The 16858-nt window shown below is 66.7% G+C and carries 13 protein-coding genes; 9 read left to right on the forward strand and 4 right to left on the reverse strand.

Annotated features, from left to right (window positions below; all coding sequences use genetic code 11):
* The first annotated feature begins 1 nt into the window (after position 1).
* The 5 genes from M2432_RS04220 to M2432_RS04240 are packed head-to-tail and all read left to right on the forward strand — an operon-like array spanning position 2 to position 11508.
* Positions 2-403, forward strand: coding sequence for a GPW/gp25 family protein (locus tag M2432_RS04220; protein ID WP_280825503.1), 402 nt, complete (start codon positions 2-4; stop codon positions 401-403).
* Positions 400-2859: a baseplate J/gp47 family protein gene (locus M2432_RS04225; protein ID WP_280825504.1), complete on the forward strand. Its 2460-nt coding sequence runs from the start codon at positions 400-402 to the stop codon at positions 2857-2859. Before M2432_RS04220 ends, M2432_RS04225 begins: the two co-directional genes overlap by 4 nt.
* Positions 2856-5561 (forward strand): hypothetical protein, encoded by a 2706-nt coding sequence (locus M2432_RS04230; RefSeq protein WP_280825505.1) that lies wholly within the window; start codon positions 2856-2858, stop codon positions 5559-5561. Before M2432_RS04225 ends, M2432_RS04230 begins: the two co-directional genes overlap by 4 nt.
* Positions 5554-8049: a hypothetical protein gene (locus M2432_RS04235; protein WP_280825506.1), complete on the forward strand. Its 2496-nt coding sequence runs from the start codon at positions 5554-5556 to the stop codon at positions 8047-8049. Before M2432_RS04230 ends, M2432_RS04235 begins: the two co-directional genes overlap by 8 nt.
* A 36-nt stretch (positions 8050-8085) precedes the next feature.
* Positions 8086-11508: a DUF6519 domain-containing protein gene (locus tag M2432_RS04240; protein WP_280825507.1), complete on the forward strand. Its 3423-nt coding sequence runs from the start codon at positions 8086-8088 to the stop codon at positions 11506-11508.
* Here the strand turns inward: M2432_RS04240 and M2432_RS04245 are convergent.
* The 4 genes from M2432_RS04245 to M2432_RS04260 are packed head-to-tail and all read right to left on the reverse strand — an operon-like array spanning position 11505 to position 14123.
* Positions 11505-12716, reverse strand: coding sequence for a DUF4157 domain-containing protein (locus M2432_RS04245; protein ID WP_280825508.1), 1212 nt, complete (start codon positions 12714-12716; stop codon positions 11505-11507). The two genes, M2432_RS04240 and M2432_RS04245, sit on opposite strands and share 4 nt — an antisense overlap.
* Positions 12717-12721: 5 nt before the next feature.
* The gene (locus M2432_RS04250; RefSeq protein ID WP_280825509.1) at positions 12722-13099 is read right to left on the reverse strand and encodes a DUF4280 domain-containing protein; all 378 of its coding nucleotides are present in this window, start codon (positions 13097-13099) and stop codon (positions 12722-12724) included.
* Positions 13092-13322, reverse strand: a complete 231-nt coding sequence (locus tag M2432_RS04255; RefSeq protein WP_280825510.1) for a hypothetical protein — start codon at positions 13320-13322, stop codon at positions 13092-13094. The genes M2432_RS04250 and M2432_RS04255 overlap by 8 nt, the downstream gene beginning before the upstream one ends.
* Positions 13323-13367: 45 nt before the next feature.
* Positions 13368-14123 (reverse strand): BTAD domain-containing putative transcriptional regulator, encoded by a 756-nt coding sequence (locus tag M2432_RS04260; RefSeq protein WP_280825511.1) that lies wholly within the window; start codon positions 14121-14123, stop codon positions 13368-13370.
* Positions 14124-14486: 363 nt separating this feature from the next.
* Between M2432_RS04260 and M2432_RS04265 the strand changes: the two genes are divergently transcribed.
* The 4 genes from M2432_RS04265 to M2432_RS04280 all read left to right on the forward strand — a co-directional run bounded on the left by M2432_RS04265 (position 14487) and on the right by M2432_RS04280 (position 16856).
* Positions 14487-14732 carry a hypothetical protein gene (locus tag M2432_RS04265; RefSeq protein ID WP_280825741.1) on the forward strand — a complete coding sequence of 82 codons (246 nt, stop codon included), beginning with the start codon at positions 14487-14489 and terminating at the stop codon, positions 14730-14732.
* Between the two features lie 76 nt (positions 14733-14808).
* On the forward strand, positions 14809-15345 hold the full coding sequence (locus M2432_RS04270; protein ID WP_280825742.1) for a hypothetical protein: 537 nt from the start codon (positions 14809-14811) through the stop codon (positions 15343-15345).
* A 47-nt stretch (positions 15346-15392) separates the two neighbouring features.
* Complete coding sequence (locus tag M2432_RS04275) at positions 15393-16322, forward strand: LLM class F420-dependent oxidoreductase (protein WP_280825512.1); 930 nt, start codon at positions 15393-15395, stop codon at positions 16320-16322.
* Positions 16323-16364: 42 nt separating this feature from the next.
* Complete coding sequence (locus M2432_RS04280) at positions 16365-16856, forward strand: hypothetical protein (RefSeq protein ID WP_280825513.1); 492 nt, start codon at positions 16365-16367, stop codon at positions 16854-16856.
* The last annotated feature ends 2 nt before the right edge of the window (positions 16857-16858 follow it).

Below are 16858 nucleotides of genomic sequence, written 5' to 3' on the forward strand. Positions count from 1 at the left end.
CATGAGTGCGCCCCTCCTGCCGCGGCAGGACTTCGCCTACCCCATGCGGGTGGACAGCAACTCGCAGCAGACCGCCCAGGCCGCCTACCTCGCGCACGTCCAGCAGATGGTGCGGCAGCTGCTGCTCACTTCGCCCGGCGAGCGGGTCGACCTGCCGCATTTCGGTTGCAGCCTAAGGGCTTTGGTGTTCGCCCCGATGACCGATGCGCTTTCGGCCACCGTGCAACTGCGGGTGCTGCAAGCGGTCAATCAGTGGCTGGCGGGCATCGTCACGGCCGCCCAGGTAGCCGTCGTGACAAGCGCCGATAACGCCGCCCTGCAGCCGGGGACGCTGCAGGTCAGCCTCACGTACACGGTGGTCGAAACGCAATCGTCGGCCGTGACCACGGTGGTGCTGCCATGACGCGCGGCGGCGAGAACCTGGACCGGCGCCAGCACCTGCTGGGCCTGGCTCACACGTGGAACGGCATCGACTACGTCGAGGTGGCGTCCCCGGATCAGAAGACGCTGCGGGTGCATTTCCTCAACGAAGTGCCGGTCACGCTGGGCGGCGCATCAGGCTCGCCGCCGTCGGGCACCACACCGACAGTCACCATCACCGGCGGCGAGGTGATCACGTCGGTGGCGGCGCTTCCGATCGACGAGGCAACCGACTGGAGTGTCGACGACCAGGCCCGGCCAGTGCTCACCGTGCGGGTGAAGGCGCCGGGTGACTTCTCGACGTACCAACTGGCCCTGGTCAGCCAGAACCTGGACCCGTATTTCGCCAAGGCGTCGTTCTCCTTCAAAGCCAACTGCCCCAGCGACTTTGACTGCCAGCAGCCCACGACGCACTGCCCGCCGCCCGATGCCCTGGACTTGCCGATTGACTACCTGGCCAAAGACTTCAAGAGCTTTGTGCAGGCCCTGTCGGAGTTCTCCACGCAGCGTTACCCCGCCTGGCTGGAGCGCAGTGAAGCGGACATCGGCATGGTCGTCATGGAACTCATCGCGGCGATGGGCGACGAACTCAGCTACTACCAGGACCGGATCGCCGGTGAATCGGTGCTGGGCACCGCGACGCAGCCGCGCTCGCTGCTGCACGCGGCCAGACTGGTCGACTACGAACCTGCCCCGGCCACAACGGCTTCCGTACAGCTGCAACTCGACGTCGACACCACCACGACCGCGATCACCACACCCGTGCACTGTCAGGCGCCGGCCGCTGTGGGCGGCCTGATCGACTTCGAGGTCGGCCACGGGTTGGCGAACCCGAACACCGGCAAACTGGCGCCCATCAACTATCAGGTGGCGGCGACGTGGAACCGGAAACGCGCCGACGGCACGGCCAACCTGCAGCCGTACTGGTGGGACGAGTCGCAGCAGTGCCTGCCGGCAGGCTCGACCAGCTTCGACATTTTCGGCCAGGGGTTCGGGTTGATCGCCGGCCAGCAGTTGCTGATCGACACCGCCGGACCCACCACCGCCGATCCGCCGGTGCGCGAGATCGTCACCACCGGCAAGGCCGCCACCGAAATCACGGACCCGGTCTTCAACGTGGGCCTGACTCGGGTATGGCTGGCGGCACCCACCACCGTCGCCCATGACCTGACCCGCACCGTCTACGCCGGCAACCTGGTGCCGGCCACCCAGGGCCTGCGAACCACCGAAACCTTCACCATCCCCGCCGACAGCGGCGGGCCCCAGACCGCGCTGGTGCGCCTCGGCCCGAACTGGACGCCGAAAGACCCCACGCCCGAATACTTCTACTGCCTGAGCAGCGGCCCGCTGGCCTGGCTCGGCAGCACCGTCAACGACGCCGACACCGCCGAACCAGCCAGGCCGGAGATGGTCCTGACACGTCAGGACACCGCTTGGACGTGGGCGCGCTGGCTGCTCGACGCCGACGCGGGTGCGCCCTCATTCACGCTTACACCGGAGCAGTACTCGCCGGTGCTGACGGCGTCGCGCTACACGGGTCCAGGCCAGACGGCACGTCACACCTGGTTCGACTACGACGGCGGCAACGGCACCACAATCCGGTTCGGCAACGGAACCTTCGGCGCACTGCCAACCCCCGGCGAAACGTTCCAGGCGCTCTACCGGGTGGGCGGCGGGAGCGTCGGGAACGTCGCGGCGGACGCCATCACGATCGTGGTCCCCGGCACCTCCAGCAAGGGCGTCCTCAGCTGCACCAACCCCTTCCCCGCGAGCGGCGGTACCGACGCCGAGACCCCACAACAGGTCCGGGACCGGGCGCCACAAGCGTTCGCCGCCAAGCCATTACGAGTGGTGCGGCCCGCCGACTACGTGGCCGCCGCCGAATCACTGCCCTGGGTGCAGCAGGCCGGCACCACCTTCCGGTGGACCGGCAGTTGGCTGACGGTGATGAACGCGGCCGACCCGATCGCCACCGAACAACCGACACCCGACGAGGTCGGCGGGCTCACCGATCTGCTCAACCGGCGCCGCCTGGCCGGCTACGAAAGTTACGTCCTGGCACCGCGATACGTGTCTGTGGACCTGCACATTACGTTGTGTGCCAAGCCGACGTACTTCGCCTCCGACGTCGAAGCTGCGGTCCTCACCGCGCTGCGCCCGGGAAAGCTACCCGGCGGCGCGGTCGGGTTCTTCGACCACAGCCGCTGGGGTTTCGGTGCGCCACTTGAATCGTCGGCTCTGCTGGCGGCGGTGCAGGACTGCACCGGTGTCGCCGGCGTGAGTCAGGTGCTCTTCCGTCAGCGCGGAGTACAGATCACCTGGACTGCCCTGCCGGACACCATGACCGTCGGCACCGACCAGATCCTGCGGGTCGATGACGATCCCAGCCGTCCCGAAGCCGGGTCGCTGAAGGTGACAGTGAAGGGGGGCAAAGCATGACCAGCCCAGCGTCTAGCCCGTCGACCTCGCCCGCCTCACCCTGCCCGTGCGGCAACCCGCAGGACCCGCAGGTGGTCACAAACCAGCCGGGCCTGACCACGATCAGCGACCGCGTCGACGACTTCACCGGCTTCCGCCGAGCGCTGCTGCGGTCCCTGCCCGAAGAGCAGGCACTGGGGCCGTGGCGTCCGGTCGCCGGTGATCTCGGCCTGCAGTTCCTGGAGTGGTGGGCCTACGTAGCCGACATCCTGACCTTCTACAACGAACGTATCGCCATCGAATCATATTTGCGCACAGCGCAATTCCCCGAAAGCATCGCCGGGCTGGTGGCGCTGCTGGGCTACGTCCCCGCCCCCGGCCTGGCCGCCACCGGCGTGGTCGGAGCGATCCGCACCACCAAGCATCCGGCCGAACCCGTGGTGATTCCGGACGGCATGCAACTGTCCAGCACTCCGACCCCGGGCGTCACGGCCCAGACCTTCGAGGCCGCCGCGGCAACCTTCCCCGGACCTTCCGACGTGTCCGCCACCACGCTGCCCAACCCCAACCTCGATGTGCGCGCCAACGATGCGGGCCCGGCGTCGGTGCTGCTGGCCGGCAAGGTCAACGGGGTGAAAGCCGGCGATCAGCTGCTACTGGTCGAAAAGGGTTGGGGCGGTGGCAATGACAACTGGGCTGCGGTCACCATCGCATCGACCGCCCCCGAGACCGATCTCAACACCGGGGCCGTCAACACCCGGGTGAAGTTCACCGACGCCGCAGTGTGGGGCACGGTGAAGCAGTCGTCCATTCTGGAGCAGGCGGTGTCGGGGTCGATCGGCGGCGCCATCTTCACAAAGGTCGATCCCCTCTTCATGAAGATGTCTTCTGCACCGTCGCACGCGGTGTCGTTGGCCTCCGGGTCGTTGTCCTCCAAGTCGCTGGCCATGCACAGTCTGGCCCAGTCCCAAATCTTTTCGCAGACTGTGTTTTCCAACCTCTCTGACGTGTGGTGGCGCGGTTTGGTGGACTTCTCGGTCGGGCAACCGGAATCCAGCGGGCCCAAGCAGGCGACCGACTACCGCCTGCTCAAGCCCACCGCCGCGACGTCAATGTGGAGCCTGACGGGCGGCTCCAAGGTGAACCCGTCCAAGCCGGTGGAAAACGCGGCAAATCCGGTGCAGGTGAACCTTTCGACGACCGTGCGGTCCATCCAGTCCGGCGATCTGGTCTTCTTCGACGGTCGAAGCCAGCCCGGTTCGGTGCTGGGCCACGTCAATAAGACAGTCGACAAACAGGGGCAGACCGACTTCCCCGAGAAAGTCAGCCCACCTGCCCCCGACATCATCGTCATCCCCTACACGCAACTCACCGTCGAGACATTCGATCCAGGGACCCTGGGCGGCTACGCGTCGGGTGACCCAGTCACAGTCAGGTACGGCTACCGCGACGTCGGAACCGTGCTGCCCAACGCACCACTTCCCTTGACGGCCTTGCCAACTGCGGTGCAGGTGCCCGACGGCTTCACCCTGCCACTCGGAGTGTCGCAGGCCCTGCTGGAAGACGCGACCGGCGTCGGCACCATCGTTCAGGTGGCCCCGAACCCGACTCAGGACGGCACCACGCAACTGACGCTCAGCCCGCTGCCGCCGGCCCAGTCGACGTTCAACCCGGCGCTGCAGGTGCCGCTGCGGCTGCTGTTCGACGTGGTGTCCGTGTCTCGGGGCATCACCGTCAGCCACGAGGTGCTCGGCAACGGCAACGCGGCGGTACCCAACCAGCGGTTCACCCTGCAGAAGTCACCGCTGACCTACCTCGCCGGTGGGGCGGGATGGGCACCGGCACTGTGGGTTTACGTCGACGGCATCCTGTGGACCGAAGTACCGACCCTCTACAACCAGCCGCCGCGGGCGCAGGTGTATGTCGTGGAACGCTCGCCCGACCAGAAGGCCACCATCCGCTTCGGCGACGGGGTCAACGGGTCGCGCCTGACCTCAGGTACCGGCAATGTCGCCGCCAAATACCGGTACGGGTCAGGCGCGGCCAGCCCGCCCGCCGGCCGACTGACCACCATGCTGTCACGCCAGCCCAACCTGGCGTCTATCCACAACCCGGTGCCGGTCAGCGGCGGCAAGGACCCGCAGCGGCCTGAAGACGTCAAAGCAAACGCACCGGCCAGCGTCTTCACCTTCGGCCGGGCGATCTCGGCGATCGATTACGAGGTGGTGGCCGCGCAAGCTGCGGGCGTCTCGCGGGTCAAGGCCTACTGGACGTTTGACGCTGCGGCACAACGCACTTTGGTCAAGCTCTACATCAACGATGACGCCGGCGGGGTGGCCAACGCCGCCAGCGCGCTCGCCGGTTCCGACGACCCCAACCGCCCAGTGGCCGTTGCGCCCGCGGCGCAGATCGACGTGTCGGTGTCAGCGACGCTGGTGGTGGCTGCCGACCGCGTGGTCGACGACGTCGTCGCTGCCGCCACTGCCGCATTCACCGATCCGGACACCGGCGCCTTCAGCCCCGGCGCGATGGGCATCGGCCAGTGGCTGTACCGCAGTCACGTGGACGCGGCGCTGAGCGTGCCCGGCGTGGTGGCCGTGCATCAGCTCTCCGTGACCTGGGGCAATGACAGCTCCCTCGACGAGATTGCCGACCCGGGCGAAGGCGCCTACTTCTCGCTGCCCGCCGCCAACCTCAAGTTGACCGGGGTGTCCCATGGCTGAGTTCGACGACGGCTACGCCGCCTACTACGCACAACGGCTGTGGGCCTTGCTGCCCGAGGTGTATCGCACCGACGACACCGATGCCTCCGGGGCGCCCGGGCCGCTGCAGGAACTGTTGAACCGGGTGGGCACGCAGACCGCCGTCGTGCGCCGCAGCCTCGACCGCTTGTGGGCCGACCAGTCGATCGAAACGTGTGACGACTGGGTGATCCCCTACATCGGGGATCTGTTGGGCACCAACCTGATCAACGGGCTCGATGCCCGCGGCCAGCGGCTGGACGTCGCCAAGACCATCTACTACCGACGACGCAAGGGCACCCTGGCAGTCCTTGAAGAGCTGGCGCACGACGTGACCGGATGGACCGCGCAGCTGGTCGAATCCTTCCGCCGACTCAGCCGCACCCGCCACGGTTTGGACCCCATGGTCGGCGCGGCAGCGTTCCCGAATCTGGACGGCTCGCAGGTGGCCGCGCTGCTCCGGACGGAGGGCCTGCACGGCGTGCTGACCGGCACCCCGGCCGGCGGCATCGTCGACCTGCGCAACGCCCACGGCGCCGCCCTCACCGGATCAGCGTTCGACGAGGCATTCCACTCCGTCGACGTTCGCGCGGGCCGAGGGGCGTTGGGCCACTTCGGCATTCCCAAGCTGCTGGTGTTCCTGTGGCGGCTGACGTCGTTTGAGATCACCGCTGGGACCCCGGTGTCTATCGCAGGTTGCCCGGACCAGTTCGTGTTCGACCCGACCGGCAGGGAAATCCCCCTGTTCCTGCCTCAGCCCGCGACGCCCGACGACTACGCCGACAACTGGACCGCAGCCTCGGAATGGCAAGTGCCAGGACCGATTACGACCAGCCTGGAATCCGCGCTAGCGGACGCCGGGCCGACGGCTCCGCCTACCCCGTTCGGCTACGGGGTCACCGGCTCGTCCCTGAAGAAGGCGTGGCCGGAGTTGGGCCGCTTCGAGGTCGGCGCCAGTCCGCCGGCGTCAGCCACTGCACTGACCGTCGACTACCACTACGGGTTCTCGGCCTCCGCGGGCAAGCTGTACCTGGGCGCCGGACCCTACGACCGGCTGGTGTTCGCCGACCCGCCCAAGCAGGTCGGTCACGTCACCACGATCAGCGCCAGTACGGGGCTGCCGGTGCTGGCGCCATCGTCGACGCTGGTCATCGACAGTTCAAAGACCTACACCGACGCGCTGCCTCCCGTGGGTACCGATGCTTCGCCGATCACCGCCGTGCTGGTGCAGGCCGCCAACGAACAGCGGCCCGTGCTGCGGCCCAAGCCGGCCTCCCCACCCGTTGACACCCCACCCGCCTGGGTGTTCACCGGCGCCGGCGACGCGGAACTGACGCTCGATGGACTGCTGATCAGCGGCTGCGACATTGTGCTGCGCGGCGCCTTCGATACCGTCCGGATCACCGCCTGCACTCTGGACCCGGGCACCCTGTACCGCGGCGCCCCGCAGTCCCCGCCCGCCGCCACCCCGCTGGCTTCGGCGGTCGACGCCCAGCTGCTCAGGCCGACGACCATCTGGATCGAGGGCGATACCAAGGCGGGGTCGCCGCCCGGATCAGGCACCGGCGCCATCCGTCAGCTGCTGATCGACAACAGCATCACCGGCCCGATCCGCACGCGCTACGACGGCGCCGTCGAGACTCTCACCATCACCGACAGCATCGTCCAGGCCATTCCCGCGACCATCGGCCCGCAGTACTCAACAGCCGACGTCTACGACCCGGCGATGCTCGCCAGAATTCACAAAGCGACCGACCCGCTGTCGCAGGCCCTGCTGGGAGCCCTGCCCGCCGCGGCCAAGGCGGGGCTGGACAGCTACAAGGCCCCGGCAGTAGTGCCGCCAGCAGTTGTCTCTGGCCTGAACGACCTGGTGAGCGGCCCGTCCCTATGGAGCCCGACGCGCTTCGTCGACGTACCGCTCGACCCGGATCTGCGGGCCCTGGTAACGCAGTCGCAGTCACCGCCGAGTGCCGCCACGCATCAGGAGAACCGCGGCCTACTGGACGCCGCGTTCCCGGTTGCGCTGGGTCTGGGCGCCATCGCGGTCAGTGATGCCACCGTGAACCTGTCGCGGGTCAGCGTGCTGGGATCACTTGCGGTGCACCGGCTTTACGCCAGCGACAGCATCCTCGCCGGTTTCGCCGACGTCGACGACACGCAGGACGGGTGCGTCCGGTTCAGCGCCTACGTCGGCGGCAGCCGGCTGCCCCGCCAGTTCGAGTCGGTGCCGATCGGATTGCACGCACCGCTGTTCACTTCCACCGACTACGGCAACCCCGGCTACGCCCAACTGCTGGAGGCCGTCGACCAGGCCACCACCAGCGGAACCATCGCCGCCGGGGCCGACAACGGCTCAGAGATGGGCGCCTTCTGCTCGTGTCTGGCGCCGATCAAGGAGCAGGGCCTCCTGACCAAATACACCGAGTACATGCCACTCGGTCTGACACCGGTGATCATCCATGTCACCTGAACGCAGCCCGGATACGGGCGAAGGAGGGCAGTTCTGATGGGCAGCGACCGCGCACGCATCAGCTACGACCCAACCCGAAAATGGCGTGGGTTGGTGGCCCAACAGGGCCGCGTCACCGTCGAGGCGGATTGGAACGAGGCCGCGGCCATCGACGCTGCCAACGACCGACACGTCACCTTCGACGTGGTGGGCCCTGTCGGCAGCCCCGACGGCGGTTACCTCGTCACGCCGGGCTCGCCCGGCAGCCCGCCATCGTCGAGTCCGCCCGCGTCGAGTGCCGACCTGACCGTCGGCAAGGGCACGCTGTACCTGGGCGGGGAGCGCCTCGATCTCAAGGCCGACGTCGACGTCGACAACCAGGCCGACTGGCTGGACCCGGTCACCGGAACCCTTTGGGTGGCACCGGAAGCCAAGCAGTCCAGCCCACCTGGCTCGGGTAATGAACTGGTGTATCTGCTGGCCATCGAACAGGAAGTCTCCGCCCGCGAAGACCCGGCGCTGGCCGACGTCGCGCTCGGCGGGCCGGACACCATGCAGCGGCTTCGCGTGCTGCAACGGTTCGTGCGCTGGCCCACCCAGGCCACCAGTTGCACGCAGGCCTGGAGTGAAGTGCAGGCCGCGTGGGGCACCGTCGGGCTCAGCGTCGACCCGTCGATGCAGCTGAAGTCCAGTGCCCGACTGAAAGTCGGCTTCGTCACCGACGCCACCCCGCCCAGTCCGTGCCAGCCGGTGGCCACCGGCGGATACCTGGGTGCCGAGAATCAGCTGATCCGGGTGCAGATCGCCAGTGTCGATGCCAAAGGCGTACCGACGATCGTCTGGGGATACGACGACGCCACGTTCCTCTACGAGTTGAACCAGACCGCACCCGACAACAGCGGCAATGTGATCCTCACGCTGGCCAACGCTCCGGTGGACAGCTACCACAACCCGGTCGCCGGGCAGACCGTCGAACTGCTGCGCGACGCGGCGAGCCTGACACCCGACCATCCCAGCGCGAGCAGTGACTACATCGCCGCCGCATCTGGCGCGATCTTCACCCTCAGCCAGGGCTACAACACGTCTGCGGGCACCGTCGCGATCAGCGGTAATCTGCCGGCCGGCTACCAGACCGCGAGGCAGCTCTACCTGCGGATCTGGCAGGCCTCGACGGCTGCGCCGGCGGGCACGCCCGTGACGCTGTCCGGCACGGGGGTCACCGTGACTCTGACTCCCGCCCAAGGGAAGTTCCACGCGGGCGACTACTGGTGCTTCGCCTTGCGCCCCAGTGTGCCCAGCCTGATCTATCCCGCCCGTTACGGCGAGGAGCCGCAGCCGCCCGAAGGGGCGCGCGTGCTCACCTGTCCCATCGCCATGGTGACCCAGCCGGCGGGCGGAACTCCGACCGTCAGCTCGTGCATCCCGCCTTTCGACAACCTCGTCGATCTGACGGGCCGCGGGTCCGGGTGCTGCACGCTGCGGGTGACACCCGGCATGCTGGCCAACACGTCGCTGAACACCCTGCTGGCCCGCTATGTCGGACTGGGACCCATCAAGGTCTGCTTCGCCCCGGGCGTCTACACGCTGACCGCACCGCTGGTCTTGGACAAGCGCTTCGACAACATCACGCTCGAAGGCTGCGGTGGTCCGGTGACGCTGCAGGCACCGGCAGAGCCCGGACCCCAGTTCATGCTGGGCCTGATCGTTCTCCAGGGCACTAGCGGTGCGACGATCAGCGGGATCGATTTGGTGACGCCCTTGGTGTCGTTCGGCTCGACGGATCCGTTGACCATTCTGTCGAAACCACTTGGCCCCGGAAGCCAGCGGCTGCTGCAACAGTTCGCAGTCAATCTCAAAGTGGCAGTGGGTATTTCCGCCGCAGGCACCTCGGGGCTGACCATCGACGACTGCCATTTCAGCCTCGATTTCACCGGATTGAAGATCGCCGCAAGCATTTTCGCGGCTGGCATCGTGGCCAACGGCTCACTATCGGCTACCACCGTCACCGATTGCGTCTTCGACTCCGCACCGGTTCCTGATACGGTGCCGTACTTCAACTTGGGCATCGTCGAACCGACCAGCGACGCCAGACCAATGCCGCCCTACCGCCTGACCTTCGGGTATCTGCAGGTCCCCGTGGCGCCATGGCCGCGTACCAAGGACCCCGACTCGGGCACATCTCTGGGCGCGTTGCACGACGCCACCATCGAGGACTGCCGGTTCCGTGGAATCACAGTGCCCGCGTTGGTGATTGGCCAACTGGGTGCAGTCCGGCTGGAGAACAACATAGTGCGGAAATGCTTCGCCGGCTTCTGGTTGTTCTCCATTGCCGACGTAAGTGCGGCAACGTTCTTTGAGATGATCCCCACGGGTGGCCTGGCCACCAACAACGAGCTCGCGGCAGTCGGCCTCAGCGTGCTTGCCGAAGGCATTGTGCTTCTGGCGCTGGCAATGGCTCGAGCGTTGCCGACCACTCCACCGTCACCGACCCAGGTGTCCGGACTCAAGATCGAGCCGCTGGATCAAGCTGGACCGTTACTGGCCGCCCAGAGCCTGCGCGGCTTCCTCAATGCTGTGCTCACCCCGCTCGCACCGGCGGCTGCTGCAGCAGTGACTGCTGCAGCCGGAACCCCACCGCCGCCGGCGACCAAGCTCGTCGGCAACGTCATCGCCGACACGCAGAAGTTGGTCTCCCGTCAGGACCTGACGACAGCGGCACAGGCCGTCGCTCTGCCGACGCAGACTCCAGCCGCCCCGGCAGCTCCTGCTGCTGGTCTTGCTGCTGCTCCTGGTATTGCTGCTGCCGTCGTCTCTCCTGCTGCCGGTGCCTCTCCTGCGGCTGCTGCCATCTCCCCTGCCGTCGCCGCGGCCGCCGCGGCCGCTGCCACTCCGGCAGCTCCTGCTGCGCCGGCCGCGCCTGCAGCTCCAGCGCCTTCGTCCGATCTGGTCAGCAAGTTATTGCCAACCTTCGACAATCTATTGAGCACTGCCGGGGTCACGGCGGCACTGGCGCAGCCTGCCGCCGACACCAGCACCACCCTCGCATTGCGACTGGCCTTGAGCGACAACGAGATTGATGCCATTGTCACCAACTCCAACTCAGGTCCAGGCTTACTTGTCGTCGATCTGTCATCAACGCCCGGGTCAATCCTGTTCACCAGCAATCGCATTAACAACCAGTTCCCGAACGGCCAGGCTGCGGTGGTGTTGACGGCTGCCAATGCGGTCGTTGCCAACAGCAACATCGTGACCAACGCAAAGCCCACGGCTACTCAGCCGCAGGCCACTCTGGCCGTTGCCGCAATGGCCATCAACAACAACACAACCTGCAGCCTGTTCTGCATGGAGGCCACGGCTACGTCCGGCGACAGCAAGAACGTGCCGGTGACCGTCGTCGGAAACGTGTTCGTGTCGACGCCGATCCTGCTGCCCAGCACGGCGCTGAACCGCTGGCTGCCGTTCAACTCGGTGATGGTTTAGGGGGTCCCGCAGCCGCCGGAACTGAACTGCGGCGCGCAGTTGGCCCCGATGTACTCGGGGTGGTCGACGCCCGAAACTGACACCTTGTTGTTGGCATCGAGGGTGATCTTGCCTTCGGCGCAGTCCAGGGCCCGTTGGGCCTGTCCGATCTGGCACTCCAGGGTCTCGACCCGGGCGCTGGCATCGCTGTCCGCCGACCCGACGAACGTCCTCAGGAATGCCTCGCGCCGCTGCTTCTCTATCGCAGCGTGTTTGTCCTCATGCTGCTTGAGGCGGTCCGCCAGGTCGCGGCATGCGGCCAGCTCATTCGCCGCGACGGTGGCACCCGGCCCCGTCATCACCGAGGGGTAGTTTTCGGCGATCGCCCAGGTCGAGGTGATACTCGTGACCCTGCCATCGGTGCTGTTCCAGGCGAGGTCGTTCTTCACCTGCGTATGCCCGCCGTCGGAGCCATATTTCGCCGCGATGTTGTTGACGAAATCCTGGGCATTCTGTCGTACCGCAACGGGATCCGCCTTCGGCGAGATGACGACGGTGGTCGGGGATGGCGGAGGTGGTGCTGCGGCTCCGCCTTTGCCTTGGCGGGCGATGGCCCGAGGCTGACGCGACAGCGGTGACACCGCCCCGCCCGTCGCGACGATCCTCGCCGCACCGTCGGCTTCGTGCTCGGCGGCTGGCGTCGCCCGCTCAGCTGCCAAGTGTGCGGCCCGTTCCAAACCATCGGTGGGGCCACCGTCGAGGGGCCGCCGAACCAGACCCTGCGACTGCTGCACGACGTGCGCGAGTTCATGGGCCAGCAGCCGGTCACCGCCAGCCGTACCCGGTGCGAACTCACCGGCGCCGAAGACGATGTCGGTGCCGGTCGTCATCGCTCGCGCATCGAGAGCATCAGCAGCCTGGCTCGCCGCCGCCCCGGTATGGACCCGCACGGCATCGAAGTTGAACGAAAAGGCTTGCTGCATTTTGCGTTTCGAGGCCGACGGCAGCGGTTTGCCGCCCGTCAACGTGGCCCGCTGCAGGTGGCGCTCAGCGCCTTCCATCTGCTCGTGCGGGGAGCATCCACACGACGTGTCGGTCCCGCAGCGCTGGATGGTCGGCAAGCTGGACGGTCGCATTCCCGTGTTTGCAGCCGGGCGGCGCGTTGGGTTCTGCACAGCGATTTCCGCGCCGGCCCGGTCGCCAGCGGCCCGAATCTGACTGGCGTACATGGTCACTACTGTACCGAGACCGACGTCTGCCCAGCGTCGGTAACCGAAATGGTCCCGGCCCAGGCGCAGGTGCACTGTGACGCGTCGTCAAGGGCTGGCACCCCGCCCACGGACACCTGGGCAGCACCAGGCGTCCACGGGGTCAGAACCGGCTGACAGGGCTGGGGCGTGAGGGTGCCTCCGGCTGCACTCGTGGCCGCGGCGACCTGGGGGTTGGCCGGTGACTGGCACAGTCCGAAAGGCGGAATATTGCCAGCAGCGGTGTCGGTGATGACCCCGGCCGGCGTGGTCGCCGACACTTGAGTGCCCGAAGCCGCGAAGGTCGACGGCGCGGCGCCCATCGAGCATTGCAGCGTTGCACCGGTGACGACCTGGCTACCCACTTGTGACTCCGGTGGTCGGCGGGTTCTGCAGGAATCGTTCTACCGAGACGCGAACGGCCTGCAGGACACCCTCGACCGTGGCCGCGGCACTGGGCGTGCCGGCGATAGATCCGTTGACGGTGGTGGTGAGGCGGGCTCGCATTGCGACTTCGTCGGCACTCGTCTTTTCCCACCACAAACGCACGATGATCACCCAATCGTCGGCGACGGGATTATCAGCCACACCCACAGCTTCTAGCTAATGCGCCACCGCGGCGTCTCCGATTCGTCACAAGGGCACATCCGGCGAAATTAGCAACGCCCGGGTGAGTGGCGACGGATCGATTCCGAGTTCGCGGCGCAGGACCGACTGGCACGCCTCGTACTGCCGAATCGCCTCGCCCCGGTTTCCTTCCGCGAGATAGGCCCGGATCAGAACCCGGTGGGCACTCTCCCGCAGTGGCTCACTGGAAACTGCGGCCAGGCCAGCCTCCACGGCGGGGCCGAAGCGTCCCTCATCGGTGAGTTGCTCACACAACTTTTCCAGCGCGTGCAGCCGCAATTGTCGGAAGTGTTCCCGCTCAGTGACCACCCAGTCGTCGTACCATCCCGGTAGCAAATCACCGGCTGCCAGATCGTCTACCCGCGCGGCGGCGCTGGCCGCGTCCCCACGGAGGACCTCCCGGGCGCTTCGCTCGCACTCCCGCAAGTCGACGACGACGTCAGGCATCAGCCGCAGTGATCGTGAATCAGCCGCCACCAGCGGGTGGCCGCTGCGATTGATGCGCCACAGCGCCGAACGCAGGCTGGCCCCGGCGCGCGCTTCATCGAAATTCATCCACAACGTGGCGGCCACGTGCGACCTGCTCTGCGCCCGCAACTGCAACGCCAAAAACGCCAGCACCCGCTGAGAACTCAGCGGCAGGTCCACCTCAGACGCACCGCACTCCAACTGGAATCCCTGAAGCAGACCAAGCCTGACGGTCCGAATCGGAGCAGCCGCTGCCCCCGGACTGCCTCCACGCTCAATAACGCTATTCGTCATCGATATCGGATACCGATGTTGCTGCTGCTGCATCACGATCTCGTCACCGCAGCGTCACCGCAGTGACGCATCTTGACCGCGTTGCACTGCGCGGCAGTCTCCCGGCATGGGTACACGACTCGAAAACTCTTCGAACACAGCGCCATTTGACATGTTCCTGGTTCTTGAAAATGTGTCGAGAGTGTGAACGTATCCCGCCATCGCCAAAAAAACGCGAGTAGTCGGCTACTCGAAAATCAGCCTTCCCGCTGTACGCCCTGCTGCAGGCGATCCGTAAGGTGAAACCCCCACTCAGCCAAGGAGGTACCTGTGAAGAAGTCCCTGCAGCGCGTCGGCGTGATCGCCGCAACGGCGCTGGCGCCCATGGCATTTGTCGCCGCAGTCAGCCCGGCGATCAGCCATGCTGACTGCGAAGGGGGCACCTGGTGGGACCCGGTCAACAACCGGTGCCAGGCCCCGCTGGTGCAGAACTGCCCGGGCGGCTGGTGGGACCCGAACATCAACAGCTGCCGCCCACCCCTGGCGACCGTTCCGCTCAACTGCACCAACGGCTCATGGTGGGACCCGATCAACAACGTGTGCCAGCCGCCGGTACTTCCTCCGCAGTAGCCTCCAGCGCGTCATTGCCTGGTCGTCGCATCAATCGTGCGTAGCGTGAGCCTCGATGAATGCGAAACAGTTGACCATGGGCGTCCTCGTGGTCGGCATGAGCCTGGCCGGCTGCGGGGACACCACCGGCGGACAGCCGAAATCCGCCGTCCCGACAACCGGGTCGGCAACCTCCCAGTCGGCAACCCCGACGACCAGCCCAGCTCGCACCATACCCAGCTCACCGACTTCGTCGCCCAGCGGCGCTAGCCCTACGGCGGCCTCGCCCGGCAATGCGCAGCCGCTGGAGCCTAACAACGGCTATGTGTTCATCGAGACCAAGTCGGGCAAAACCCGTTGCCAGCTGAGCACCAAGACGGTTGATTGCGAGGCGCAGTTCACCAATGCCCCCAAGGTCGAGGGCGAGCAGGCCAACGGGGTCAGCGTCAACGCCACCGGCAAATTGTCGTGGGTGGTCGGCAATCTGGGTGCCATCCCGACTGTCCCCATCGACTATCGGACGTATTCGGCCCAGGGGTGGACCATCGTCGCCAACACTGATGGCACCCGCTTCACCAACGACGCCACCGGGCACGGGATGTTCGTCAGCATCGACCACGTCGATTCGTTCTGACTCGTGCTGTTCTGACTGGCGGAAGCCACGCAACTACGCTGACCCATATGGACTTCCGGGTATTCGTCGAACCGCAGCAGGGCGCCACCTACTCCGATCAGCTCGCCGTGGCCCAGGCGGCCGAAGCGCTCGGTTACTCGGCGTTTTTCCGGTCCGACCACTACCTCGCCATGAGTGGCGACGGGTTACCCGGGCCGACCGATTCCTGGGTGACGCTGGGTGCCATCGCCCGCGAAACTTCCACCATCCGCCTGGGCACCATGGTCACTGCGGCCACCTTCCGACATCCCGGGCCGCTGGCGATCACCGTTGCTCAGGTTGACGAAATGAGTAACGGCCGTGTCGAATTCGGCTTCGGGGCCGGCTGGTTCGTCGAGGAACACGAGGCCTATGCCATCCCGTTCCCAGCACTCGGCGAGCGCTTCGACCGCCTCGACGAGCAACTGCAGATCATCACCGGACTCTGGAACACCCCAGTCGGCGAAACCTTCGACTTCACCGGCAAGCACTACGCGATCAGAAACTCCCCGGCCCTGCCCAAGCCTGCCCAGTGCAACCCGCCGATCATCATCGGCGGTGGTGGCGCCAAGCGGACGCCGGCCCTGGCCGCGCGGTTCGCCTCGGAGTTCAACATCCCGTTCGTCGACCTGGCTACTCTGACGGCCCAGTACGACCGGGTCCGTGCCGCAGTCGACGCGGCTGATCGGGCACCGGAGAGCATGACGTACTCCGCGGCGTTCGTGCTATGCGCCGGGCGGGACGACGCAGAGATCGCGCGCCGGGCCGGTGCCATCGGCCGCGAGGTCGACGAGATGTACAGCAACTCTCCGGCAGTGGGCACTCCAGCACAGATCGCGGAGAAGCTGGCGCCCTTCCTGGCCGCCGGTGTTCAGCGGATCTACCTGCAGGTTTTGGACATGTCGGACCTTGACCACCTCGAGTTCTTCGCCCACGAGGTCATCCCGCATTTGTCGTGACCCGCAGAAACAGCGAAAACGGCACGGCTAGTATCGGACGCCGTGGCCAGGACTGAATACCGCGAGCGCGAGCGGGAGCGGGAGCGCGAACCCGAGCGTCCCTGGCACGAGCGCACCCCGCTGGTGCTCGGTGCCAGCATCGCCGCACTGGCCGCAATCGCGCTGATCTACTTCGCGGTGTCCTACCTATCGCGGCAATACGAGCAGCCCAAGCCGCCCCCACCGGTCATCAGCGACAACGCGCCTTGGGCCCCGGCCACCATCCGCACCACCACCACGCAGTCCACCAGCCAGACGAACACGTCCGTCATTGCACCGTCGACCAGCGAGATCGAAAATCCGATCTCCGGCACGCCCTCTGACACGGACACCGGCGAGTCCACCACCAGTGGCTCGACCACAACGACAACGACGACCTCTACGTCGGTCACCGAATCCCGGCCCAACCACAGCGGCCCGGCGCCCGGGTCCCGGCCGCCGCGCTACAACCAGACCCGCACGATCTATCCGCAGCCGATCTCTCCGCAGCAGTGACG

The organism is Mycobacterium sp. OTB74, assembly GCF_029892685.1.
GTDB lineage: Bacteria > Actinomycetota > Actinomycetes > Mycobacteriales > Mycobacteriaceae > Mycobacterium.

Coding starts and splice junctions, on each gene's coding strand:
- M2432_RS04275 (WP_280825512.1), top strand. CDS start 15,393: ATGGACTTCCGGGTATTCGTCGAACCGCAGCAGGGCGCCACCTACTCC.
- M2432_RS04225 (WP_280825504.1), top strand. CDS start 400: ATGACGCGCGGCGGCGAGAACCTGGACCGGCGCCAGCACCTGCTGGGC.
- M2432_RS04260 (WP_280825511.1), bottom strand. CDS start 14,123: ATGACGAATAGCGTTATTGAGCGTGGAGGCAGTCCGGGGGCAGCGGCT.
- M2432_RS04265 (WP_280825741.1), top strand. CDS start 14,487: ATGGCATTTGTCGCCGCAGTCAGCCCGGCGATCAGCCATGCTGACTGC.
- M2432_RS04240 (WP_280825507.1), top strand. CDS start 8,086: ATGGGCAGCGACCGCGCACGCATCAGCTACGACCCAACCCGAAAATGG.
- M2432_RS04220 (WP_280825503.1), top strand. CDS start 2: ATGAGTGCGCCCCTCCTGCCGCGGCAGGACTTCGCCTACCCCATGCGG.
- M2432_RS04245 (WP_280825508.1), bottom strand. CDS start 12,716: ATGTACGCCAGTCAGATTCGGGCCGCTGGCGACCGGGCCGGCGCGGAA.
- M2432_RS04230 (WP_280825505.1), top strand. CDS start 2,856: ATGACCAGCCCAGCGTCTAGCCCGTCGACCTCGCCCGCCTCACCCTGC.
- M2432_RS04270 (WP_280825742.1), top strand. CDS start 14,809: ATGGGCGTCCTCGTGGTCGGCATGAGCCTGGCCGGCTGCGGGGACACC.
- M2432_RS04235 (WP_280825506.1), top strand. CDS start 5,554: ATGGCTGAGTTCGACGACGGCTACGCCGCCTACTACGCACAACGGCTG.